General features: G+C 59.5%; 21 protein-coding genes, 3 tRNA genes and 1 pseudogene. 7 read left to right on the top strand and 18 right to left on the bottom strand.

Features of this window, described 5'->3' with window-relative positions; translation table 11 throughout:
* Window positions 1-70: 70 nt before the first annotated feature.
* Window positions 71-269, bottom strand: a pseudogene (locus tag AC2LD7_RS17800) (oxaloacetate decarboxylase); the annotation flags it as partial.
* 148 nt (window positions 270-417) lie between these two features.
* Window positions 418-1,866, bottom strand: coding sequence for a magnesium transporter (gene mgtE / locus AC2LD7_RS17795; protein ID WP_484599051.1), 1,449 nt, complete (start codon window positions 1,864-1,866; stop codon window positions 418-420).
* A 317-nt stretch (window positions 1,867-2,183) separates the two neighbouring features.
* Between mgtE and AC2LD7_RS17790 the strand changes: the two genes are divergently transcribed.
* On the top strand, window positions 2,184-2,678 hold the full coding sequence (locus tag AC2LD7_RS17790) for a DUF4124 domain-containing protein (RefSeq protein ID WP_484599050.1): 495 nt from the start codon (window positions 2,184-2,186) through the stop codon (window positions 2,676-2,678).
* A 54-nt stretch (window positions 2,679-2,732) separates the two neighbouring features.
* On the opposite strand, the gene AC2LD7_RS17785 is transcribed toward AC2LD7_RS17790, so the two are convergent.
* The 11 genes from AC2LD7_RS17785 to rnd form a co-directional block, all read right to left on the bottom strand.
* Window positions 2,733-2,809 (bottom strand) — tRNA-Arg (locus tag AC2LD7_RS17785).
* Between the two features lie 70 nt (window positions 2,810-2,879).
* Window positions 2,880-2,956 (bottom strand) — tRNA-Arg (locus AC2LD7_RS17780).
* Window positions 2,957-3,066: 110 nt separating this feature from the next.
* A tRNA-Ser gene (locus AC2LD7_RS17775) sits at window positions 3,067-3,157 on the bottom strand.
* Between the two features lie 62 nt (window positions 3,158-3,219).
* The gene (csrA, locus tag AC2LD7_RS17770; RefSeq protein ID WP_003085981.1) at window positions 3,220-3,405 is read right to left on the bottom strand and encodes a carbon storage regulator CsrA; all 186 of its coding nucleotides are present in this window, start codon (window positions 3,403-3,405) and stop codon (window positions 3,220-3,222) included.
* 182 nt (window positions 3,406-3,587) lie between these two features.
* Window positions 3,588-4,823, bottom strand: coding sequence for an aspartate kinase (locus AC2LD7_RS17765; protein WP_484599049.1), 1,236 nt, complete (start codon window positions 4,821-4,823; stop codon window positions 3,588-3,590).
* 152 nt (window positions 4,824-4,975) lie between these two features.
* Window positions 4,976-7,600, bottom strand: coding sequence for an alanine--tRNA ligase (gene alaS, locus AC2LD7_RS17760; RefSeq protein ID WP_484599048.1), 2,625 nt, complete (start codon window positions 7,598-7,600; stop codon window positions 4,976-4,978).
* A 179-nt stretch (window positions 7,601-7,779) separates the two neighbouring features.
* Window positions 7,780-8,784 carry a low-specificity L-threonine aldolase gene (gene ltaE / locus AC2LD7_RS17755; protein WP_484599047.1) on the bottom strand — a complete coding sequence of 335 codons (1,005 nt, stop codon included), beginning with the start codon at window positions 8,782-8,784 and terminating at the stop codon, window positions 7,780-7,782.
* 60 nt (window positions 8,785-8,844) lie between these two features.
* Window positions 8,845-10,068 carry a M61 metallopeptidase family protein gene (locus tag AC2LD7_RS17750; RefSeq protein WP_484599046.1) on the bottom strand — a complete coding sequence of 408 codons (1,224 nt, stop codon included), beginning with the start codon at window positions 10,066-10,068 and terminating at the stop codon, window positions 8,845-8,847.
* A gap of 52 nt (window positions 10,069-10,120) precedes the next feature.
* Window positions 10,121-10,570, bottom strand: a complete 450-nt coding sequence (locus AC2LD7_RS17745; RefSeq protein WP_484599045.1) for a YcgN family cysteine cluster protein — start codon at window positions 10,568-10,570, stop codon at window positions 10,121-10,123.
* A gap of 334 nt (window positions 10,571-10,904) precedes the next feature.
* Entirely contained in the window at window positions 10,905-11,198 is a 294-nt protein-coding gene (locus AC2LD7_RS17740; RefSeq protein ID WP_484599044.1) for a YcgL domain-containing protein, read from the bottom strand.
* Window positions 11,195-12,319 carry a ribonuclease D gene (gene rnd / locus AC2LD7_RS17735; protein WP_484599043.1) on the bottom strand — a complete coding sequence of 375 codons (1,125 nt, stop codon included), beginning with the start codon at window positions 12,317-12,319 and terminating at the stop codon, window positions 11,195-11,197. The genes AC2LD7_RS17740 and rnd overlap by 4 nt, the downstream gene beginning before the upstream one ends.
* 142 nt (window positions 12,320-12,461) lie before the next feature.
* Between rnd and AC2LD7_RS17730 the strand changes: the two genes are divergently transcribed.
* Entirely contained in the window at window positions 12,462-13,307 is an 846-nt protein-coding gene (locus tag AC2LD7_RS17730; protein WP_484599042.1) for a sulfurtransferase, read from the top strand.
* Window positions 13,308-13,484: 177 nt separating this feature from the next.
* Entirely contained in the window at window positions 13,485-14,759 is a 1,275-nt protein-coding gene (locus tag AC2LD7_RS17725) for an OmpP1/FadL family transporter (protein WP_484599055.1), read from the top strand.
* Between the two features lie 43 nt (window positions 14,760-14,802).
* On the opposite strand, the gene AC2LD7_RS17720 is transcribed toward AC2LD7_RS17725, so the two are convergent.
* Window positions 14,803-15,351, bottom strand: coding sequence for a glutathione peroxidase (locus AC2LD7_RS17720; protein ID WP_484599041.1), 549 nt, complete (start codon window positions 15,349-15,351; stop codon window positions 14,803-14,805).
* 164 nt (window positions 15,352-15,515) lie between these two features.
* On the opposite strand from AC2LD7_RS17720, the gene AC2LD7_RS17715 reads away from it, so the two are divergent.
* The 4 genes from AC2LD7_RS17715 to modC are packed head-to-tail and all read left to right on the top strand — an operon-like array spanning window position 15,516 to window position 18,870.
* Window positions 15,516-16,328 carry a TOBE domain-containing protein gene (locus AC2LD7_RS17715; protein ID WP_484599040.1) on the top strand — a complete coding sequence of 271 codons (813 nt, stop codon included), beginning with the start codon at window positions 15,516-15,518 and terminating at the stop codon, window positions 16,326-16,328.
* 12 nt (window positions 16,329-16,340) lie between these two features.
* Window positions 16,341-17,096 (top strand): molybdate ABC transporter substrate-binding protein, encoded by a 756-nt coding sequence (modA, locus tag AC2LD7_RS17710; RefSeq protein WP_484599039.1) that lies wholly within the window; start codon window positions 16,341-16,343, stop codon window positions 17,094-17,096.
* Window positions 17,097-17,101: 5 nt separating this feature from the next.
* The gene (gene modB / locus AC2LD7_RS17705; protein ID WP_484599038.1) at window positions 17,102-17,782 is read left to right on the top strand and encodes a molybdate ABC transporter permease subunit; all 681 of its coding nucleotides are present in this window, start codon (window positions 17,102-17,104) and stop codon (window positions 17,780-17,782) included.
* Window positions 17,779-18,870: a molybdenum ABC transporter ATP-binding protein gene (modC, locus tag AC2LD7_RS17700; protein WP_484599037.1), complete on the top strand. Its 1,092-nt coding sequence runs from the start codon at window positions 17,779-17,781 to the stop codon at window positions 18,868-18,870. Before modB ends, modC begins: the two co-directional genes overlap by 4 nt.
* Before the next feature lie 6 nt (window positions 18,871-18,876).
* Here the strand turns inward: modC and AC2LD7_RS17695 are convergent, their stop codons facing one another.
* The 4 genes from AC2LD7_RS17695 to cobU are packed head-to-tail and all read right to left on the bottom strand — an operon-like array spanning window position 18,877 to window position 21,768.
* Entirely contained in the window at window positions 18,877-19,608 is a 732-nt protein-coding gene (locus AC2LD7_RS17695) for an adenosylcobinamide-GDP ribazoletransferase (RefSeq protein ID WP_484599036.1), read from the bottom strand.
* Window positions 19,593-20,186 carry an alpha-ribazole phosphatase family protein gene (cobC, locus tag AC2LD7_RS17690; RefSeq protein ID WP_484599035.1) on the bottom strand — a complete coding sequence of 198 codons (594 nt, stop codon included), beginning with the start codon at window positions 20,184-20,186 and terminating at the stop codon, window positions 19,593-19,595. The genes AC2LD7_RS17695 and cobC overlap by 16 nt, the downstream gene beginning before the upstream one ends.
* Window positions 20,183-21,235: a nicotinate-nucleotide--dimethylbenzimidazole phosphoribosyltransferase gene (gene cobT, locus AC2LD7_RS17685; protein WP_484599034.1), complete on the bottom strand. Its 1,053-nt coding sequence runs from the start codon at window positions 21,233-21,235 to the stop codon at window positions 20,183-20,185. Before cobT ends, cobC begins: the two co-directional genes overlap by 4 nt.
* The gene (gene cobU, locus AC2LD7_RS17680; RefSeq protein WP_484599033.1) at window positions 21,232-21,768 is read right to left on the bottom strand and encodes a bifunctional adenosylcobinamide kinase/adenosylcobinamide-phosphate guanylyltransferase; all 537 of its coding nucleotides are present in this window, start codon (window positions 21,766-21,768) and stop codon (window positions 21,232-21,234) included. The genes cobT and cobU overlap by 4 nt, the downstream gene beginning before the upstream one ends.
* Window positions 21,769-21,805: the final 37 nt, after the last annotated feature.

The raw sequence follows: 21,805 nt of genomic DNA, 5'->3' as shown, positions 1-21,805 counted from the left end.
CTGGGTCAAATTTCAATCGGCAAGGTGGGTCAATTTTCCATCAGCGCCAACACCCTGATGATCTCTAACCGTCAATTTCAGACCGCAACAGATCAGTTGGGCGGCAAGTAATGACTTCGGGACCATCAAGCACGCGATTTTTTAGCTCGGTATGAAGGCGCATGCGCCGCACCGTACTCACCTTTGCGAATGCCAGCGGTGATCGATTTACAGCGCTCACCGGTCAGCATGTTGATCACGGCTTGGGCACCCACGATCTGCGAAGTCGGCGGGCAACCGAGGCCCTTGGAGCCCGCCCCAGACTTCTCCACCATGTCTCGTCGGCAGTTCAGAAGCTTCGCCGGAGCGGAACTCCCAAACAGTAGCCCGAAAAATAGATGCAAGGCAAACGCCCCATGCTGCGGCAGATTGAAGAACTCAGAGGAGAAAAAGTGTCGCCAGCCCCAGAAAAATGAAGAAGCCGCCGCTGTCGGTCACAGCTGTGATCATTACGCTGGAACCCAGCGCAGGATCCCGCCCCATGCGGGCCAGAGTCACAGGAATAAGAACACCCATCAGCGCCGCCAGTAGCAGGTTGAGCGTCATCGCTGCCGTCATCACGACACCGAGCGACCAACTGCCATACAGCCAATAGACCACAATGCCGATCACCCCACCCCATATCAAGCCATTCAGCAGGCCGACACCCGCCTCCTTGCGCAGCAGGCGAGCACTGTTACCGGTCCCCATTTGGTCCAGCGCCATCGCCCTGACGATCATGGTGATGGTCTGATTGCCCGAGTTGCCACCAATCCCAGCGACGATCGGCATCAACGCGGCGAGCGCCACCAATTTTTCGATCGAACCATCGAAAAGACCAATTACGCGCGAAGCGATGAACGCAGTGATCAAGTTCACCGCCAGCCACGCCCAACGGTTGCGCAATGACTTCCAGACCGAAGCGAAGATATCTTCCTCTTCGCGTAGACCGGCCATGTTGAGCACTTCGCTTTCACTCTCTTCGCGAATCAGATCGACCATCTCATCGATGGTCAAACGCCCGATGAGCTTGCCGCCCTTGTCCACGACAGGCGTTGAAACCAAGTCGTAGCGCTCGAATGCTTGCGCCGCCTCGTAGGCATCTTCGTCGGGATGGAAGGTCACCGGATCGCTGGCCATCACTGCGGCGACCTGCTTCTCGGGATCATTGACCAACAGCCGCTTGATGGGAAGGACACCCTTGAGCACACCGTCGTAATCGACTACGAACAGCTTGTCGGTATGCCCAGGCAATTCCTTCAGTCGCCGCAGGTAGCGAAGAACCACTTCGAGACTTACGTCCTCTCGGATCGTGACCATCTCGAAGTCCATCAATGCGCCAACCTGATCCTCCTCATAGGACAAAGCTGAGCGGACGCGCTCACGCTGCTGCGCGTCGAGGGTTTCCATCAGCTCATGAACAACGTCGCGCGGCAACTCAGCGGCGAGGTCCGCCAGCTCGTCGGCGTCCATTTCCTTGGCCGCAGCGAGGAGCTCGTGATCATCCATGTCGGCGATCAGCGTTTCGCGAACCGCGTCGGAGACCTCAAGCAGAATGTCGCCGTCCCGGTCCGACTTGACCAATTGCCAGACCGTCAGACGATCATCCAGCGGCAATGCTTCGAGGATGTGCGCGATGTCGGCCGGGTGTAGCGCCTCCAGCTTGCGCTGCAGCTCGACGAGGTTCTGGCGATGCACCAGATTCTCGACCAACTCTTGGTGCTGTCCTTCCTGGCCTTGGCGATGCGCCAGGTCTTCAACGATCTTGTGGCGATGAAGCAGCTCGACGACTTGCGCCAGACGATCCTGGAGACTTTCTTGCGGCTTTTTTGCTTCTACTTCAATCATGGCGCACTCCACCCCCAGCGGTCGGAGCGCGCCAGGGGATCAATCATTCGATACGTGATTGGCAAGCGAAAGTTTTGTACGACTACTGGGCAAATCCATGAGGGGGATCCAGAAGCCCAAGAGGGCGGACCGCGCAATAATACCACCGCAACCGTCAAGCCAGACCATGAAATACAAGCAATACAATCGCTTGCATCGCAGTCTCGGTGAGGATTGCTTGCTAGCAGTGTCGACGCATTCACGTTGCGGGAAGGCACGACTGCAGCGAAAGAAATTATTGGCTAGGCTGGCTCGGCAAATCGTCAAGGAGGACGACCATGAACACTCTACTCACAGCAAGTTGTTGCGCTCTGTTTCTTACTGCCACCCCGACGTTCGCCGCGAACGTCTATCGCTGCGTCGACGAAGCAGGTCATCTGACATTCACCCGACAAGGCTGTCCAGCGAATCAGTCAGGGCAGTTACAAGAAGCATTGAATCCGACGCCAGGCTCCGGCAGGGCCGTTCCTATGGCAAAGCCAAAACCACGGCGCAAGATAAGCCACACAGAAACAGATAGGCAGCAGCTTACAGTCGTAGGTAAACAGGACGACGGGTGCGGTAATCGCGTAACGGGCAGCGCAAGACGCAATGCGATGATCAGTCAGCAGGTCCTTCCCGGCATGACCCGCGCCGATATCGAAAGCACCCTCGGTACACCGGACGCCGTCATTGGCCGCAATGGACAGGTGCAGTATCGCTATAACAGCGACAAAGACCGGACAAGAACCGTCAACTTCGATGAACATGGCTGCGTTCGCGGCAAGCGCTGAAAGAAGCGCACAACGAAAAAAGGGCCTGCATTGCTGCAGGCCCTTTTTATGGTTTGGTGCACTCAGGAGGATTCGAACCTCCGACCGCTCGGTTCGTAGCCGAGTACTCTATCCAGCTGAGCTATGAGTGCATTAGCGCTTGATAAACCAGATCACCGCTGGTTGTAGCAACAAATCGCATTTCTGCGATTTGTCTCAATATGGTGCACTCAGGAGGATTCGAACCTCCGACCGCTCGGTTCGTAGCCGAGTACTCTATCCAGCTGAGCTATGAGTGCACTGAGGGTGCGCATTATAAGTTCGTGATTTGCTTGGTCAAGTTCTTTGGTTCAATGATTTATCATCAAACCGTATTGCTAAAACCACTTCACGATCCGACTATGCAAAATGGCGGAGAGGGGGGGATTCGAACCCCCGACACCCTTTTGAGATGTACTCCCTTAGCAGGGGAGCGCCTTCGGCCACTCGGCCACCTCTCCGCAACACGGGGCGCATAATACCCATCTTTACCCCGCTTGCAAAGCCAAAAATCAGATAAAAATTAATGGTTTGGTTCTTGATCTTTCTCTTTTTGGATCCGTTGATAAATCTCCTCGCGATGCACCGCTACCTCTTTGGGTGCATTTACTCCTATACGCACTTGATTTCCCTTGACACCCAGTACAGTGACAGTCACATCGTCACCCACCATCAGGGTCTCTCCGACCCGGCGAGTCAGAATCAGCATTCCTTTCTCCTTAAAACGGATTCAGTTCAGTAAACAGTCTGCAAAGATAAAAACGGATAATGTTCCGTGAGACATCGACCCTAGAGCGTTTCACCAGCTATTGACCAGTAAGAGAGAGTCTAAAGTTCCTTTTACGCCGTTCGAATCGACGGAAGGTGCGAATTAGTCGCACCTTCTGCCAATTACTCCGCTTTTCCGGCTGGAGCGTCCAGCTCGAAAGCGGTATGCAGCGCCCGCACTGCCAGCTCCAGATATTTTTCTTCGATTACCACCGACACCTTGATTTCCGAGGTGGATATCATCTGAATATTGATGTTTTCCTTGGCCAGCGCTTCGAACATGCGACTAGCGACTCCCGCATGAGAGCGCATGCCAACACCGACGATCGAAACTTTTGCGATATCGATATCGCCGATGACTTCCCTGGCACCCATCTCCCGCGCGATGCTTTCGAGCACTTGCAGCGCGTTATGGTAGTCGTTCCGGTGCACGGTGAAGGTGAAATCGGTGGTGTTATCGTGCGCGACGTTCTGCACGATCATATCGACCTCGACGTTCGCCGCACTGATTGGCCCGAGGATCTTGAAGGCTACCCCGGGCGTATCCGGCACACCACGAATGGTCAGCTTGGCTTCGTCACGATTGAAAGCGATGCCGGAAATGATGGGCTGTTCCATGGATTCCTCTTCATCAAGGGTAATGAGGGTTCCCGGACCCTCTTGAAAGCTGTGCAGCACGCGCAAGGGCACGCTGTATTTGCCGGCAAACTCCACGGCACGGATCTGCAATACCTTGGAGCCGAGACTGGCCATCTCGAGCATTTCTTCAAACGTGATCTTGTCGAGGCGCTGGGCCTTCGAAACGACGCGGGGGTCGGTCGTGTAAACACCATCGACATCGGTATAAATCTGGCACTCATCGGCCTTCAGCGCCGCGGCCAGCGCTACACCGGTGGTATCCGAACCACCACGCCCCAGCGTAGTAATGTTGCCGCCTTCGTCCACGCCCTGGAAACCAGCAACCACAACGACACGGCCCGCTTTGAGCTCCTTGTGGATGCTCTGCGAATCGATCTGGAGAATGCGGGCCTTGGTGTGAGCGCTATCAGTCAGGATACGGACCTGGCTGCCCGTGTAAGACACCGCCGGCACGCCAATCTTGATCAGCGCCATCGCCAGCAGGGCGATCGTCACCTGCTCGCCAGTCGAAACCATCACGTCCAGCTCACGAGCCACCGGCTGCTCACTGACCTGCTTGGCCAGATCGATCAGGCGATTGGTTTCACCGCTCATCGCCGAGACCACCACGACGATGTCGTCGCCGTTGTCGCGGAACTTCTTGACCTTCGCCGCCACTTGCTCGATGCGCTCGACGGAGCCCACCGAGGTACCTCCAAACTTCTGTACGATCAAAGCCATTTCATCGCCGCCTAAGCCCGTCACGGGCGCTCATTAAACAAACAACCCCAAGCCGCCTTGCACTCGAGCAGCGGCCTGCCCGGTGCGCAATACGTCGTTAACACCGCCCCGCCCCGTCCTGACCAGAAGCCGGACGGTCTTGTGTCGCCTGGTTACAGGCTTTGCTCGACGAAGGATTGGGCAAGCGCCAATGCGTCATCGAGGCGACCGGCGTCGTTCCCACCGCCCTGCGCCATATCCGGACGACCACCGCCCTTGCCGCCTACTACGGCTGCCGCCTGTTTCATCAAATCGCCTGCTTTCAACCGGCCGGTGAGGTCCTGCGTCACGCCTGCCACCAGCACGACTTTTTCGTCCAGCACACCACCGAGAAGAATCACACCACTGCCAAGCTTGTTTTTCAGTTGGTCGACCAGGGCCAGCAACGCCTTGCCGTCCAGACCATCGACCCGAGCAGCCAGGGTTTTTACTCCGCTGATATCGACAGCAGAGCCAGCAAGGTCATTACCGGTAGCGCTGGCCGCTTTGGCCTTGAGCTGCTCGAGTTCCTTCTCCAACTGACGATTGCGCTCCAGCATTGCCCCCAGCTTGTCCAGCAGGTTTTCGCGACTGCCCCTGACCAACGCAGCAGCTTCCTTCAACTGATCCTCGGCACTGTTCAGATGGGCCAGTGCCTGCTCGCCGGTTACTGCTTCGATACGACGAACGCCGGCAGCCACGCCGCCTTCACTGACAATCTTGAACAGCCCAATATCGCCGGTACGCTTGACGTGAGTACCACCACAGAGCTCAACCGAGAAACCGTCACCCATGGTCAGAACTCGCACCTGATCGCCGTACTTCTCTCCGAACAGCGCCATGGCACCTTTCGCCTTGGCGGTCTCGATGTCGGTTTCCTCGATTTCAACGATGGTGTTGGTCCGAATCTCAGCATTCACCTTGTCTTCCAGCGCCTTGAGCTGCTCAGGTTTGATCGCCTCGAAATGACTGAAGTCGAAGCGTAGACGCTGACTGTCGACCAGTGAGCCTTTCTGACTGACGTGCTCGCCCAGAGTCTGTCGCAGCGCTGCATGGAGCAGGTGCGTCGCGGAATGGTTCAGCGCCGTGGCCTGACGAACCGATGCGTCGACCGTGGCATCGACAGTTGCGCCCACGTGCAAATCGCCGTTATCTAGAATGCCGTGGTGTAGAAATGCGCCGCCAGCCTTACTGGTATCGCGTACATCGAAGCGCAACCCTTCAGCGGACAGATAACCGCAGTCACCAATCTGACCACCTGATTCGGCATAGAACGGCGTCTCGTCGAGAACGACCACACCCTCCTCGCCCGCCGACAGGCTCTGTACCGCCATACCTTCCTTGAACAACGCCAATACCTTGCCGCTGCCGGACGTACCCAAATAGCCGGTAAAGCGCGTTTCTCCCTCGACCTTGACCAGGCTGTTGTAATCCATGCCAAAGGCGCTGGCTGAACGCGCGCGCTCGCGCTGAGCGTCCATTTCGCGCTCGAAACCTTCCTCGTCCAGCGTCAACTCGCGCTCGCGAGCGATATCACCGGTGAGGTCGACAGGAAAGCCGTAAGTGTCGTAGAGCTTGAAGATCACGTCGCCGGGGATGACGCTGCCCTTCAGTTCGGCCAGGTCCTGCTCGAGGATCTTCAGGCCCTGTTCAAGCGTCTTGGCGAACTGCTCTTCTTCGGTTTTCAGCACGCGCTCGATATGCGACTGCTGCGCTTTCAATTCGGTGAAGGCTTCGCCCATTTCCATAACAAGCGCGGCGACGATCTTATGGAAAAAGCTGCCCTTCGCGCCCAGCTTATTTCCGTGACGGCAGGCGCGACGGACGATCCGCCTCAGCACGTAGCCGCGGCCTTCGTTGGACGGCGTCACGCCATCGGCGATAAGGAAACCACAGGAGCGGATATGGTCAGCGACGACCTTCAGCGACGCCTGCCCTTCATTGCCGCAACCGATGGCTTGCGCGGAGGCGTTGAGCAAGCTTTGGAACAGATCGATTTCATAGTTGGAATTAACGTGCTGCAGTACCGCGCTGATGCGCTCCAGCCCCATGCCCGTATCCACACTCGGCGCTGGCAGCGGGTGCATAACGCCGTCCACGGTGCGATTGAACTGCATGAACACGTTGTTCCAGATCTCGATGTAGCGATCGCCATCCTCTTCCAGCGAGCCGGGTGGGCCGCCCCAGATGTGTTCGCCATGATCGAAGAAAATTTCGGTACAAGGACCACAGGGGCCAGTGTCGCCCATCGCCCAGAAGTTGTCCGAAGCGTAGGGTGCGCCCTTGTTGTCGCCGATGCGCACCATGCGCTCAGCCGGTACGCCGACTTCCTTGGTCCAAATGCCATAGGCTTCGTCATCGCTGGCGTAGACGGTAACCCACAGCTTCTCCTTCGGCAGATTCAGCCACTTCTCGGACGTCAGGAATTCCCAGGCATAGCTAATCGCGTCGCGTTTGAAGTAGTCACCGAAGCTAAAGTTGCCGAGCATCTCGAAGAAAGTGTGATGACGCGCGGTATAGCCGACGTTTTCCAAATCGTTGTGCTTGCCGCCGGCTCGTACGCATTTCTGGCTAGTCGTCGCGCGGGTGTAGGCGCGCTTTTCCAGGCCGAGGAAGCAGTCCTTGAACTGGTTCATGCCGGCATTGGTAAATAGCAGGGTTGGATCGTTCGCCGGAATCAGCGAACTGGAGGCCACACGGGTATGGCCCTTCTCTTCGAAGAAGCGGAGGAAGGCTTCACGGATTTCTGCGCTTTTCATAGATTTCTTCCAGAAGACTGCGGCCGAACGGCTGCAAAACGACACGGCGAGGCGGCACCGGGAGCCGGTTCGCAACTATCCCAACGGATAGCCGGCAAAGGGCCGCATTATATCGGGCCCACGCCTCGCGCATAGAGGATAAATAAGATTGAATCAAGCTATTCGACTGCGATTCGACCTTATGCCCTGGCGAATGCCGCGAAGCTTTCGATGATGGGTTCGACATGCTCGGGATGCACATCCAAGTGCGTCACCATTCGCAACCGCGGCGCCGCGGTGAGAATTATTCCACGCTCCGCGCAGAACGCTTTAAGCGCCCCGGCCCGCGCGCCCATCTGCACATACACCATGTTCGTCTGCACCGGCTCGACGGCATAACCCAGCGCGGCCAGTCCTTCAGCGATTTCGAGGGCGCGCTGGTGATCGTGTTCCAAACGCTGCACTTGGTGCTCCAGTGCATAGAGCCCGGCGGCAGCCAGCACGCCAGCCTGACGCATGCCGCCGCCAACCATCTTGCGCAGCCGTCTGGCTTTTGCGATGAACGCCTCGTCACCGCAGAGCACTGAGCCGACCGGCGCACCCAACCCTTTCGACAAGCACACCGATACCGAATCGAAGTGGCGGCTGATGTCCTGCGGGGTGCAGTTCAACTTGACTACGGCGTTGAACATTCGAGCGCCGTCGAGATGCAAGGCGAGCCCGCGTTCGCGCGTGAACGCCCTCGCCTCGGCCAGATACCGGAGCGGCAGGACCTTTCCGTGCATGGTGTTTTCCAGGGCCAGCAAGCGGGTGCGAGCGAAGTGGAAATCGTCCGGTTTGATCGCAGCGGCGACTCGCTCCAGATCTAAAGAACCGTCAGCTTCCATCTCGATCGGCTGAGGCTGAATCGAGCCAAGCACCGCGGCGCCACCCGCCTCATATTTATAGGTATGGGCCAGCTGGCCGGTAATGTACTCATCACCACGCTCGCAGTGCGACATCAGCGCCAACAAATTACTCATGGTTCCGCTAGGCACGAACAAACCCGCTGCCATCCCCAACTTCTCTGCGAGGGTCTGCTCTAGCTGACCTATCGTCGGATCTTCGCCATAAACATCATCTCCCACCGGAGCGCCCAGCATCGCCTCGCGCATGCCCGGTGTGGGCTGGGTGACCGTATCGCTGCGAAGATCGATGACACTCATGGCAATTCCTTGTTGGATGGCGCTCATATGCTGACGCATTTGATGTCAGGTTCGCCCGACTCAACGCAACAGGCGTGTATCCAGAACGGCCGAGCCGCTGCCCAGCATCGTTTCAGTGATATTGATGAAGTCGTCGGTGGTGACCTTGTCGAGGCGCATCAGCCCACGGGCGACATCATCCAGCGAGTGACGGTTCTTGCTGCGCTGACGGATTTCGCGATCGAGCTCCTGCAGCAGCAACACAGCCCTGGCCGTGACGGGACCACTGGAGCGCTCGGTGCGCAAGGTGCTGACCTTGCGGCTCCACTTGGTCAGGTGTTCACGAACCCGCTGATAGCGATCCTCACTCATGCCGCCGGCGCGGCGCATCAACTCGATGGCGTAATACTCGGCCAGCCCTTCGCTGATCCAGTCGCTGCGATCGGCATCGGTGATACGGCTGAACACGTGGACCAGCTCATGGACCAGCGAACTGGTGCCATTTTCGCTGACCAGCGGACGATCCGCGTGCATGAACAACGAGTTCGGACCCGAAAGGCCGCCCCGCCACATCGGATCGCCGGCACCGACGATCAGCAGCTTCTTCGGATCACGGGGAAATACGTTCTGCACCTCCGGCCAGACGAACGTCAGCAGCGTGAGGATATCCATCCGCCGCAGCCCCTCGCCTACCGGGCCGGCTACCGTTACGTCGGTTTCACCGAGTCTGGCCCGACGACTGCCAAGCTTACCGGCAAGTATCCAGCCGGTCGGACGATCAAAAAGGCGCTCGGGGTTATCGATGCGAAACCGATTTTTGCCTATCCGCGGCCAGCCCGTTTCTACGCTTTTCCAACCCTCAGGCAGTTCGATCTTCAAGCGCGAGATCAGCCTGACGCCATCCTGCTGATCGACGCGGCCGGACGGTACCAGGTCGTCGCCTCGCAGCAACGCCCAGTCGTCAGTCATCCGGGCATCGAAGCGGCCGCTCTTGCGCTGATGACTAACCTTCACTCGGTAGCTCAACCGAGCCTTGCCAGCACCTGGCCGCCAAACGCCGCGACCGCCCTCTTGCTTCCAGCTGCCTTCGTCGCTGGTCTCGAAATCGCTATAAAGCCCCTCGTCGCCGAGGTTGAAATCGAGGTATCTGATGGCATCGCCTTCTTCGACAAGCAGCTCGATTTCAGCAAGGTCCTGCTCGGGAACGAACTTGACGTTGAAATCCAAATCGACGCGCTTGGCAGCGTGCGCCTGAGCAATGAGCAACAACAGAACGGCTAGCAGCGGTAGCTGACGGAGAGACATCGAGCGGCTCCAGATAAGGTTCAGTGCTATGACGACGTGGCCATACGTAGATTCAACCGGCCCGAAAAATCAGATGATCTTCCCAGTCTTCCTCTGCAACGGAGCCCTCGGCAATCATCCGCCCGGACTGAGAAATGCGCTCAGCGTGCACCGCATCCGGGTCGCCGCAAACCAGATGATGCCAAAGCGGGAGGTCCTTGCCTTCGGCAACGAGTCGATAACCGCAGGTGGGTGGCAGCCATTTGAATTGCGCGGCATCGACAGCCGTCAGCTGAACGCAATCAGGCACGCTGGCGCGTCGGTTGGGGTAGTTTGTACAGCGGCAGCTTTTCAGATCGAGCAATTTGCACGCGATGCGGGTGTAGTAGACGCTGCCGTCCTCTTCATCCTCTAGCTTTTGCAGGCAGCACAATCCGCAGCCATCGCAAAGCGACTCCCATTCGGCCGAGTCCAGTTCGGCGAGGGTTTTGCGCTTCCAGAAGGGTTCGACTTTTGCCGCCATTGAATCTGCCATCTCTGATAAAGACGCGAGTCTAGCAGGCCGTTGAAAAACTACCTACGTTGACAATACTGCGTTAAAAAACAGCCTCAAACGCTCATTTACAGTACGTAAACTCGTACGCGAGCCCGGTCCGCTTTTTGGCTGTTTTGACTCGCTGCGCTCGCCCTTCGGGCCAGCCTTCGGCTGTTACTTCCGCTGGTCGTTGCGCCTTGTCTTGCCTGCCTCGTCGTTTTCAACGGTCTGCTAGCCATTGCCGTACGGCCGGCCAAGCTTGGCTGCGCGCGGAGGGATTCCGTGGGCCGACAAATGACCGGCGGCTGCGCCCGCTCTTACCTCATACAGGGTCGTTACGGCGCAGCAGCTCTTCGGGCAAATGCTCGATATATTCTTCCTCAGGCGGCGGCATCTGAAGGTGATAACCCTGTTTATCCAGGTTATCGAGCACCGTCGCGATGTCTTCCCGCGCCAGCTTGCGCTCCGGGGTCAGAACGATATCGAAAGCGTGCTGCGGCGGACCGAAGGCGGCGAGCAAGGCTTCGGGCACACGCGCCAGCGCCTCGCTGCGTTCGACGTACAGGTACATCTCGTTTTTGCGCGGGCTTCTATAAATAGAACAGATGCGTTTCATGATTTCGCCTCCAGCGCATCGAGAAGGGCTTGGCCCATTCGCTCCCGGCGCCAACCTCGCAGTGAATCGGGTAATTCATAAGGGCCATCCGGGTATCCGGTTTTCAACAACGCTTCGAGCACCTTCTTGCGCAGCATCAGTTCAGGAGCGATATCCAGGGCTTGGGCTTCGTGCTGCCCAACTGCACGAAGCTTCTTCAGTAGCCCCGATGCATCCAGCGGCAAGGGCTCGGGCAAAAGCTCAGGCCAATCCTGCTCAGGCGTGGCCGCAGCGGTACGGATCAGTTCGAGCAGCGTCTCGCCATCCTGACGTACGGTGCGTGGATGCATATCGTCTATACGCGCAAGGCCGACCAGATCGGTGGGCTGGGTGCGCGCCAATGGCCACAGACTATGCTCGCGCACGACTCGATTCCGAGGCTGGTTGCGCGCCCGCGCCTGCCGCTCACGCCAGGCAGCCAAGCATCGCAGCACGGCAAGCTGCCTCGGCTTGAGGCGCCAGGCCTGCTTGATCTCACGGTAAGCCTCGTCAGGGTCGGTTTCACGCTGCAGATTCATCACCAGCTCAGCGCCGTCTTCCAGCACCCAGGCGCGCTTGTCCTCGGACAGCTTCGGCATCAGCGCTTCGTACAGTTCGGCCAGGTGTTGCGCATCTTCGGCAGCATATTGGATCTGGGTCTCACTGAGCGGTCGCTGGAGCCAGTCGGAGCGTGTTTCGCCCTTGGGCAATTCGAGGCCCAGCACCGTCTGCACCAATCGCGAATAGCCCATCGAGAAACCAATGTTCAGATAACCGGCAGCCAGCTGCGTATCGAATAACGGCACCGGAAGGCTATCGGTGAGGCGCCAGAGCACTTCGAGGTCTTCGCTGCAGGCATGCAGGACCTTCACCACCGCCTGGTCTTCCAACAAGCCGGCAAAGGCCGCCCAATCGGTAATCAGCAGTGGATCGATCAGATAGGCACAGCGCCCGTCGCCAACCTGCAGCAAGGCGGCTATCGGGTAGAAGGTATCGACCCGCATGAACTCGGTATCCACCGCGACATAGGGCAGCTGGCGCCACTCGGCGCACAAGCGGGCCAGATGAGCGTTATCCAGGACCCATTGAGTTTCGATGGCCACTAGGCCCTCCTTTGTTATTCGGCTTGCGACCGGGTGCCCGATCGAAGAGGCGCGCAGTATATATCGCGACCGCCGAATCGCCGTGCAAACATCGGCGATGACCTGCGTGCTAACGTTTCGGAATTACAGAAGGAGCCCCGCCATGCCCATCGCTCAACTGATCAGCCCTGAACATTTATCCAAGCGCCTGCAACAATCAGATCTACGCATTCTGGATTGCCGCTTCGCCCTCGAAGACCCCGAATACGGGCAGCGCAGCTATGCCGAGGCGCATATTCCTGGCGCCCGCCATGCCGATCTCGAGCGCGACTTGTCTGCGGAAATTGTTCCAGGCGTTACCGGCCGGCATCCTCTGCCGGCGCCGCATGACCTGATAGAGAAGTTCAGGAATTGGGGACTTAACAACGACAGCGATATTGTGCTCTACGATGACGGCCCAGGCGCGTTCGCCGCTCGGGCGTGGTGGCTGCTGGCCTGGCTGGGCAAGCGTGACGGCGTTTATCTGCTTGATGGCGGCGTCAAGGCATGGCACGAGGCTGGGCTGCCCCTGGATGCCAGCGTTCCTACTGAGATGGACGGTAATTTATCAGGTCAGCCCGATGACAGCCTGATCATGGATGCAACGCACCTGTCGGGCCGGCTCGATACGCCAGACCTGCCCCTCATCGATGCGCGTGCCCTGCCGCGCTTTCTTGGCGAAATCGAACCTATCGATCCGGTTGCGGGCCACATTCCTGGCGCGAGCTGCGCTCCATTCACTGAAAACCTGGACGCTACGGGGCGCTTTCTGCAACCCAATGAGCTGCATGCTCGTTTCGATCAACTACTGGCCGGCAAAGCCCCGGAAACACTGGTGGCCTACTGCGGTTCGGGCGTGACTGCCTGTCACAACCTGTTCGCGCTGTGCCTGGCCGGATATCCCTTGGCGAAACTGTACCCAGGTTCCTGGAGCGAATGGATCACCGACCCCCAGCGCCCCGTTGCCTGAGTTTCGTCCTCCCAAAGATGGCTGCCCGGTCATATTTTGCCTAAATGGTTTTTAACGAACTTCGGCAATAATTCCCTGCCGATCGTCGTGATATTTACGAAAAATTGCACTCTTCCGTTTGCGAGGAATCTGAAAACCTTGGTAGGGTCCGACCCGCTTTTTCCCAGGAGTACAACAATGAAAACAACATGGTTGAAGACCGCGATAGCGGTGGCTGTAGGTGCACTTTCCACTCAAGCCCTGGCTGCCGGTTTCGCCCTCAACGAGCAGAGCATCAGCGGCATGGGCACCTCATTCGCAGGTCGCTCTTCTTCTGCCGATGATGCCAGCACGGTCTTTGGTAACCCTGCAGGCATGGCGCTGCTCAAGCGCGAACAAGTCAGCTTCGGGGTAGCGGCGATCAATGCCAAGACGGATATCAAGGATGCCAGTGGCGTTCCGCCTACTGGCAGCAATGACGGTGACATGGTCCCGGTAACAGCCGTTCCGATGGGCTATTACGTCAAGCCAATCGACGATAAATGGGCGCTGGGTCTAGGCGTCTATGTTCCATTCGGGCTGATTACCGACTATGAAAATGGCTTTCAAGGCCGTTATTTCGGTGACTACAGCGAAGTGCGTGTAATCACCGTACAGCCCACCGTCAGCTATCGCTTTAACGAAAAACTCTCGGTCGGCTTTGGCCCGACGATCAACCGCATCGATGGACAGTTGGAGAGCGCCGTACCTCCACTAGCGGGCACCAGCGACAGCCGAGTAAAAATCAAAGGCGACGATACCGCCCTTGGTTTCAACATCGGCATGCTGTACGAGTTCAGCCCGCATACACGGGCGGGATTAACCTATCACTCAAAAGTCGACTACAAGCTAGAGGGCGATACCGAGATCACCGGAAGCGACTTGGCTCTGGGGTCTTTTGGCGCCTATGGTAAGTACGATGCCTCCCTTGATCTGGAAACGCCTGAGTCTATCGATTTGTCGTTGACCCACGAATTGAACGATCAGTGGACGATCTACGGCGGCGCAACGCTGACCCGCTGGAGCCGTCTCGAATCGATCGTTGTGGAAAACGAGGGTGTCGCGCCTGGCCCAGCCTCAGGTCTTTTCGGAACGATTTCCGAAGAACAAGACTGGCATGACACTTGGTCCTACGCCCTCGGCGCGGCTTACAAATTGAATAAGCAGTGGACGCTGCGTACTGGCGTGGCGCTTGATCAGAGCCCGACCAACAATACCCACCGCTCCCCGCGCATCCCGACTGGCGATCGTACAGCGGTGAGCTTTGGTCTGGCATGGAACCCAACCGACGATATGACTGTTGATCTGGCCTACTCTTATCTATGGGAAGAGGACACCAAAATCAGTCAGGCAAGCGCTACGCGCGGCGCCTACAACGCCACCTACGAAAACAGCGCTCACGGTTTTGGCGCTGCGATGACCTACCGCTTCTGATGCACCCGTGCCCCGGCCGCTCGGTCGGGGCACTTCCCTCTCGCTACTTACCCAGCGCCTTTTCTACCGCCGCGATCAGCTCAGGGTCATCCGGCTCGACTTTGCTCGAAAAGTAGTCGACCACCCGCCCGTTGCGATCCACCACGTACTTGTAAAAATTCCAGCGCGGCGCGCCCCCGGCCTGCTCGGCCAATTCCTTGAACAGCGGTATCGCATCGCTACCCCGCACCGGTTGCGTTTGCGCCATCGGAAAGGTCACGCCGTAATTGACGTAGCAGACTTCAGCCGTTTCGGCAGCATCGTCCGATTCCTGAAAGAAGTCGTCGGACGGCACACCGAGTACTGCCAGGCCGTCGTCCTTGTACCGCTGATAAAGCGCTTCGAGACCTTTGAACTGCGGCGCGAAGCCACAGAAGCTGGCCGTGTTGACCACGACCAGCGCCTTACCTTGGAACTGCTGGCATAAGTCGATGGTTTCCTTCGAGCGCAGTTTCGGCAGTTCATGCTCGAGCAACGCCGGGCATTGATCCGCCGCTGCATTGCCAGCGAGCAAGGTCAGGGCAAGTGAGGCAGCGACCAGATGAATTCTCATGGCAAATCTCCGAGCGGGGTCGTCACACGCTACTCCCGAGCGGCCCGCCCGGCAACGCCTGTCCTTTTAACCCGCCGCAGCAAGCATTCCAAACGATTCGCCATCGCTATATACAAATCTATATAACGCTTGTCAGAATGCCCCGCATTGAGCGGGAGCCAAACATGAACGATCCACAACATCTCGACCCGTTGCGCATCGACGGGCGACTCTGGTTCAACCGCGGCGAGAAAGGCTATCTCGGCGGCAAACGCATCGAACTTCTCGAACAGATCGATGCGACCGGCTCGATCAGTCGCGCAGCCAAAGCTATCAATCTCAGCTACAAGGCCGCCTGGGATGCAGTGGATGCCATGAACAACCTGTCGGAACGGCCGCTGGTGATTCGCGCAACCGGTGGCGCCAAGGGCGGCGGTACGCGACTGACCGAGTTCGGCCGCGAAATGCTCCATGTCTGGCAGCGCATGCAACATGAGTACGAACGTTTTCTTGCCCAAGTAGCACAGGGCATCGAAGGGTTCGACGACATCGACAAACTACTCCGGGCAATCGCCATGAAAACCAGCGCACGCAATCAGTTTCGCGGTCGCATCCTTCACGTCGAGAAAGGCGCAGTGAACGGCAGTCTTAGCCTCGATATCGGTGAAGGCCAGACGATTACCGCCACGCTGACTAACGACAGCATCGACGAACTTCACCTGATGCCCGGCAAGACCGCGATGGCGCTGATCAAAGCCAGCTTCGTGCTGCTTTCACCCGACCCGGCGGTAAAAATCAGCGCCCGCAACCGCCTGACCGGCACCATCAGCGGCTTGGTGCCCGGCGCGGTGAACTGCGAGGTCAAGCTGCTGCTGCCCGGCAATCGCACGCTGGGCGCGGTTATCACCAACGAAAGTGCCGAAGAGCTGGGCCTGGCGCTTGGTCAACCCTGTACGGCGCTGATCAAGGCGTCGCACGTCATCATCGCCGTGGACTAAGGAAAAAAACGGATGAAACGTCTTTGCACAATCACCGCCCTGTTTACGATCGCGTTGCTGCCCTTGGCCGGCCAAGCTGCCGAGGTGCAGGTCGCGGTGGCGTCGAATTTCACCAAACCCATGCAGGTCATCGCCGAACGATTCGAACAGGACACCGGATACAAGGCCCTACTCGCCTTCGGTTCGACCGGAAAGCTGTATGCGCAAATTCACAACGGTGCGCCGTTCGACGTGTTGCTGGCCGCTGACGAAGCGGTCCCAGCCAAGCTGGAAAGCGAGGGACTGGGCGTGACTGGCAGCCGCTTTCCCTATGCCATCGGGACGCTGGTGCTCTGGTCGGCCCGTAACGACTACCTCGATGATCAAGCCAAGGCGTTGAACCAACAGCCTTATCGCCATCTCGCGATCGCCAATCCGAAAACCGCGCCCTACGGCGCCGCAGCAATGGCGACGCTGGAGAAACTCGGCCTGACCGAATCGGTACGTGGGAGGCTGGTGCAGGGCGAGAACATTGCCCAGGCGCATCAGTTCGTGGCCAGCGGCAACGCGGAGCTGGGTTTCGTTGCCCTCTCGCAGGTCGTGGATAACGGTGCGATCAGCCAAGGTTCCGGCTGGGTCGTACCCGCGACCTTCCATCCGCCGATTCGCCAGGACGCGCTCTTGCTGAACAAGGGCCGCGGCAATCCTGCGGCGCAAGCGCTGCTCGACTACCTCAAAGGCGCAAAGGCGGCTGAGGTGATCAAGGCTTACGGCTACAGCCTGGAATAAAGAAGATGCCGTTGGACAATATTGGCTTGTCGGCAATTCTGCTGACGCTCAAGCTCGCCGGAACGACGACATTGCTGCTGCTGCTGATTGGCACACCCATCGCCTGGTGGCTGGCGCGGACCCACTCTCGTCTCAAGGGGCCGATCAGTGCAGTGGTGGCGCTACCACTGGTATTGCCGCCGACGGTGCTGGGCTTCTACCTGCTGGTCGCCATGGGGCCGAATGGCCCGGTTGGCCAACTTACCCAGAGCCTCGGATTAGGCACACTGCCTTTCACCTTTGCCGGTCTGGTCGTGGCGTCGGTGTTCTATTCCATGCCCTTTGTCGTGCAGCCCCTGCACAACGCGTTCGAGGCCATCGGCGAAGCGCCCCTCGAGGCCTCCGCGACCTTGCGCGCAGGGCCGCTAGACACATTTTTCAATGTCGTACTGCCGCTTGCCCGGCCCGGATTCATCACCGCCAGCATCCTCGGCTTCGCTCATACCGTCGGGGAGTTTGGCGTGGTGCTGATGATCGGCGGCAACATTCCGGAGAAAACCCGCGTGCTGTCCGTGCAGATCTACGATCACGTCGAGGCCATGGAATATGCGCAAGCGCACTGGCTGGCGGGCGGCATGCTGGTGTTTTCCTTCCTGGTCTTGCTGGTGCTTTACAGCAGCCGCCTCAAACAAGGATGGCGCGGATGACCGGCTCCTCAAAAGGAATCCATGCACAGCTACGGATGAACCATCCCAGCTTCACGCTGGACGTTCATCTGGAACTACCGGGCCGCGGCGTGACCGCCCTGTTCGGCCCCTCGGGCTCCGGCAAGACCAGTTGCCTGCGTTGCATCGCCGGCCTCGAGCGCAACGCAACCGGGCTCATCGAGATCAACGGCGAGCGCTGGCAGGGCTCGGCCAGTGGCCGCTTCGTACCGCCGCACCAGCGGGCGATCGGCTATGTATTTCAGGAGGCCAACCTGTTCGCCCATCTTTCGGTGAAGCGCAACCTGGAATTCGGTATGAAGCGCGTCGCGAGAAACGCGCGTCGCGTGGCCTGGGAGCAGGCGATCGAGCTGCTGGGCATCGAGCATCTGCTCGAACGCATGCCCGAGCGCCTGTCTGGCGGCGAGCGACAACGCGTCGGAATCGCTCGCGCCCTGCTTACCAGTCCGAGACTGCTGCTGCTGGACGAACCGCTGGCTGCCCTGGATTTCAAGCGCAAGCAGGAAATCCTGCCGTATCTTGAGCGGCTGCATGACGAGCTCGAAATTCCGGTCCTTTATGTCAGCCACTCACCGGACGAGGTGGCGCGGCTGGCTGATCATCTGGTGCTGCTTGAAGAAGGTCGCGCCGTGGCTCAGGGCGGGCTGCGCGAGACGCTTGCCCGCCTCGATCTGCCCACCGCATTCAGTGAGGATGCGGGCGTGGTCATCGAGTCGACGATTGCCGAGCATGACCTCAGCTATCACCTCACCCGCCTGGTCTTTACCGGTGGTGAGGTACTGGTGGCTCAGCGTGACGAAGCAATCGGGCATCGGCTGCGCTTTCGCGTCCATGCACGAGACGTCAGCCTCGCCCTGGAACGAGCGGAGGGCACCAGCATCAGCAATCTGCTACCGGCGCGCGTCGAGCAGATCGTCGCTGCCGACACGCCGGCGCACGTTCTCGTGCGACTGGACGCTCAAGGCACGCCGTTGCTGGCGCGCATCACCCGGCGCTCGGCCGATCAGCTTGACGTCGCAGTGGGCAAGGCTATGTGGGCACAGATCAAAACGGTGGCGCTGCTGGGCTGAGTCACATCACGCTTGCAGCGCAAGCGCGACCAGCACGCCGCATTCGACCAGCTCCAGCAGCGCACCGGCCGTGTCGCCGGTGGTGCCGCCGATGCGCCGGCACATTGCCCGACGCGCCAGCAAGCCGATGCCTACACTCACCGCCAGCGCCAGCCAACCGCTTGTGCCCAGCGCCAGACACAACGCGATAACCAAGGTCAGCACGACGCGAAGCTGCGCACGCGGCAGATGGTCGGCCACTGCCTGACCCAGGCCGCCAGGACGTACATAGGGTGTCGTCAAAAACAAACCGAGCAATGCGCTTCGCCCTAACAACGGTGCGAGCAACAGCACTAATTGATCACCCTGCGCGAGCAGCGTCCACAGCGCAACGAACTTGAGCAGCAGCAACAACACGAGCACCACCACGGCAATCGGACCGCTGCGCGGGTCTTTCATGATCGCCAGGGTACGCTCCCGATCACCGAAACCGCCGACCCAGGCATCGGCACTGTCGGCAAGGCCATCGAGATGCAGCCCGCCAGTCAGCGACACCCAGACTGCCAGCAACAACGCCGCCTGCATCGGGTGCGCTGCGTCGCCCAGCACAACACTGACGAGCCATAGAATCGTGCCCAGCAACAACCCCATCAGCGGGTAATACAGCATCGACCTGCCGACCGCTTGCGGCTGGGGGATGCCACTGAGGTGCACCGGCAAGCTGGTGAGAAATTGCAGCGCGATCAGAAAGGGCTGCATGCTTCTTCCAGCCAGAGCGTGGCATCGGCGAAACCGGTTCTCAACCCGAACACTTGTCCGTGACCCACTTCGACCTGCAACAGTTGCCCACGTGGCAAACCACGCGCTTCGGCCAGCAACAGGCGCATCACACCGGCATGGGTGACCAGCAGGATTCGCTCGCCAGCAAAGCGGTCGGTGAGTCGCTCGATGGCCGTCAGCACGCGCGCTTCAAAATCGACCAACCGCTCGCCGCCGGGCGGGGTGAATCCGTAGGGATCGTTCCAGAAGCGGCCCAAGGCATCGCTTTGGTCGATCATCAGCTCGGCAGCCGTACGACCTTCCCAATCGCCGAAGTCGAGTTCACGCAGGTCGGGTTCGAATTCCAGCGGTAGTTTGCACTGCTCGGCACACTCGGTAGCGAAGGCCGCGCAACGGCACAACGGCGAACTGATGATCCGATCCCAGCGTCCAGCGTTGGCTATCGCGGAGCGCATTTGTTGCCACCCGGCTTCAGTGAGCGCGTCATCCAATCGTCCACGAAAGCCGCCGCCGGAGACCGTCTCGCCGTGACGCAGCATATCCAGATGCAGGTTCATGCGTCCTGCCCGGCGATGGCCGCTTCGGCGAACGTGGCCATGTCGTTATGCAGCGCGCAGGCCATGCGCAGTAGCGGCACTGCCAGCGCTGCGCCACTGCCTTCGCCCAGTCGCAGGCCGAGGTCGAGCAACGGCTGTGCGTCCAGCGCCTCCAGCACGGCCTGATGCCCAGGCTCCGCCGAACGGTGAGCGAATAACAGCCAGTCGCGGCAGGCCGGATTCAAACGCACCGCACAGAGCGCCGCAACGCCACAGATAAAGCCATCCACCAGCACCACGATGCCCTGCTGGGCGCAGGCCAGATAAGCTCCGGTCAGAGCAGCCAGTTCGAAGCCACCGAGTCGCTGCATCCAGCCGAGCGTGTCGTGATTACCGGCGTGCAGAGCCAATGCGCGCTCGATCACGGCACGTTTGTGCGCTACGCCTGCGGCATCCAGGCCCGTCCCAGGTCCAGCCAGATAGTGTGGGGCACACCCCAGCAGTGCGCAGGCCAACGCGGCTGCGGTGGTGGTATTGCCGATGCCCATCTCCCCGCCAATGAACAGCGCGGCTTGGCCTGCCTGTGCACGCAACACGCTGTCACGCCCGGCCTGCATCGCTTGCAGGCAAATATCCATGCTCATCGCCGGCCCTTCGACGAAGTTAGCCGTGCCCGCGCCCAGCGCCAGGTGACGAACGCCGGACAACGGCCCAACCGGCGACGCCGTCCCCAGGTCGACCACTTCCAGCGTCGCGCCTAGCTGACGAGCCAACACGCTGATCGCAGCGCCGCCGTTGATGAAGTTGCCCAGCATCTGCCCGGTTACCGACTGCGGAAAAGCCGAAATGCCCTCAGCGGCGACACCATGATCGCCTGCGAAAATGCTGATCCAGACCGGGTCCACGCTCGGATTCGCATCGCTGCGCAGCGCCGCCAGCTGCGGCACCAACGCATCGACACGCCCCAGCGCGCCGCTCGGCTTGGTCAATTGCGCATCGCGCGCCAACGCCGCCTGGCGCGCACGCTCATCCAGACCGCGGCAAGACGCCTGCCACCAATGTTCGATCAAAGCAGCTCTCCACTCAGATGATGCCCTTTCAAAAGCATCGGCAAGCCCGCCACGGTGAACATCACGCGCTCGCAGCGCTCGGCCAGCGCTTGATGCAGCCAGCCAGCTTCGTCGACGTAACGCCGGCTCAGCTCGCCCAGCGGCACCACGCCCAGACCGGTTTCATTGCTGACCAACAGCACGCGCCCCGGCAATCCGGGCAGGCATTCGAGCAAGGCATCGCGCTCGGCGGCCAGGCGAGCCGGATCGTCCAGCATCAGCAGATTGGTCAACCACAGCGTCAGGCAATCCACCAGCAGGCAACGATCATCGGTCGCGTGTTCACGCAGTACCGCGGCTAGCTCCAGCGGCTCCTCTACCAGTGTCCAGTTCGCTGGCCGACGCGCGCGGTGATGGGCGATACGCTCGCTCATCTCGCCGTCCAGCGGTTGGCTGGTGGCAATATAGGTGACCGGCAGGCCACATTCGCTGGCCAAGCGCTCGGCCAGCCGGCTCTTGCCGGATCGGGCACCGCCGAGAATCAGTTCAAGCATATTGGTTCCCACGATTCGTTGAGCCTCCCGTAGGGCG

This window comes from Stutzerimonas sp. (assembly GCF_982611455.1).
The sequence above is the reverse complement of the archived record's forward strand: the minus strand, read 5'-3'. Positions and strand labels throughout refer to the sequence as shown.

Coding starts and splice junctions, on each gene's coding strand:
- mgtE (WP_484599051.1), bottom strand. CDS start 1,866: ATGATTGAAGTAGAAGCAAAAAAGCCGCAAGAAAGTCTCCAGGATCGT.
- AC2LD7_RS17790 (WP_484599050.1), top strand. CDS start 2,184: ATGAACACTCTACTCACAGCAAGTTGTTGCGCTCTGTTTCTTACTGCC.
- csrA (WP_003085981.1), bottom strand. CDS start 3,405: ATGCTGATTCTGACTCGCCGGGTCGGAGAGACCCTGATGGTGGGTGAC.
- AC2LD7_RS17765 (WP_484599049.1), bottom strand. CDS start 4,823: ATGGCTTTGATCGTACAGAAGTTTGGAGGTACCTCGGTGGGCTCCGTC.
- alaS (WP_484599048.1), bottom strand. CDS start 7,600: ATGAAAAGCGCAGAAATCCGTGAAGCCTTCCTCCGCTTCTTCGAAGAG.
- ltaE (WP_484599047.1), bottom strand. CDS start 8,784: ATGAGTGTCATCGATCTTCGCAGCGATACGGTCACCCAGCCCACACCG.
- AC2LD7_RS17750 (WP_484599046.1), bottom strand. CDS start 10,068: ATGTCTCTCCGTCAGCTACCGCTGCTAGCCGTTCTGTTGTTGCTCATT.
- AC2LD7_RS17745 (WP_484599045.1), bottom strand. CDS start 10,570: ATGGCGGCAAAAGTCGAACCCTTCTGGAAGCGCAAAACCCTCGCCGAA.
- AC2LD7_RS17740 (WP_484599044.1), bottom strand. CDS start 11,198: ATGAAACGCATCTGTTCTATTTATAGAAGCCCGCGCAAAAACGAGATG.
- AC2LD7_RS17730 (WP_484599042.1), top strand. CDS start 12,462: ATGCCCATCGCTCAACTGATCAGCCCTGAACATTTATCCAAGCGCCTG.
- AC2LD7_RS17725 (WP_484599055.1), top strand. CDS start 13,485: ATGAAAACAACATGGTTGAAGACCGCGATAGCGGTGGCTGTAGGTGCA.
- AC2LD7_RS17720 (WP_484599041.1), bottom strand. CDS start 15,351: ATGAGAATTCATCTGGTCGCTGCCTCACTTGCCCTGACCTTGCTCGCT.
- AC2LD7_RS17715 (WP_484599040.1), top strand. CDS start 15,516: ATGAACGATCCACAACATCTCGACCCGTTGCGCATCGACGGGCGACTC.
- modA (WP_484599039.1), top strand. CDS start 16,341: ATGAAACGTCTTTGCACAATCACCGCCCTGTTTACGATCGCGTTGCTG.
- modB (WP_484599038.1), top strand. CDS start 17,102: ATGCCGTTGGACAATATTGGCTTGTCGGCAATTCTGCTGACGCTCAAG.
- modC (WP_484599037.1), top strand. CDS start 17,779: ATGACCGGCTCCTCAAAAGGAATCCATGCACAGCTACGGATGAACCAT.
- AC2LD7_RS17695 (WP_484599036.1), bottom strand. CDS start 19,608: ATGCAGCCCTTTCTGATCGCGCTGCAATTTCTCACCAGCTTGCCGGTG.
- cobC (WP_484599035.1), bottom strand. CDS start 20,186: ATGAACCTGCATCTGGATATGCTGCGTCACGGCGAGACGGTCTCCGGC.
- cobU (WP_484599033.1), bottom strand. CDS start 21,768: ATGCTTGAACTGATTCTCGGCGGTGCCCGATCCGGCAAGAGCCGGCTG.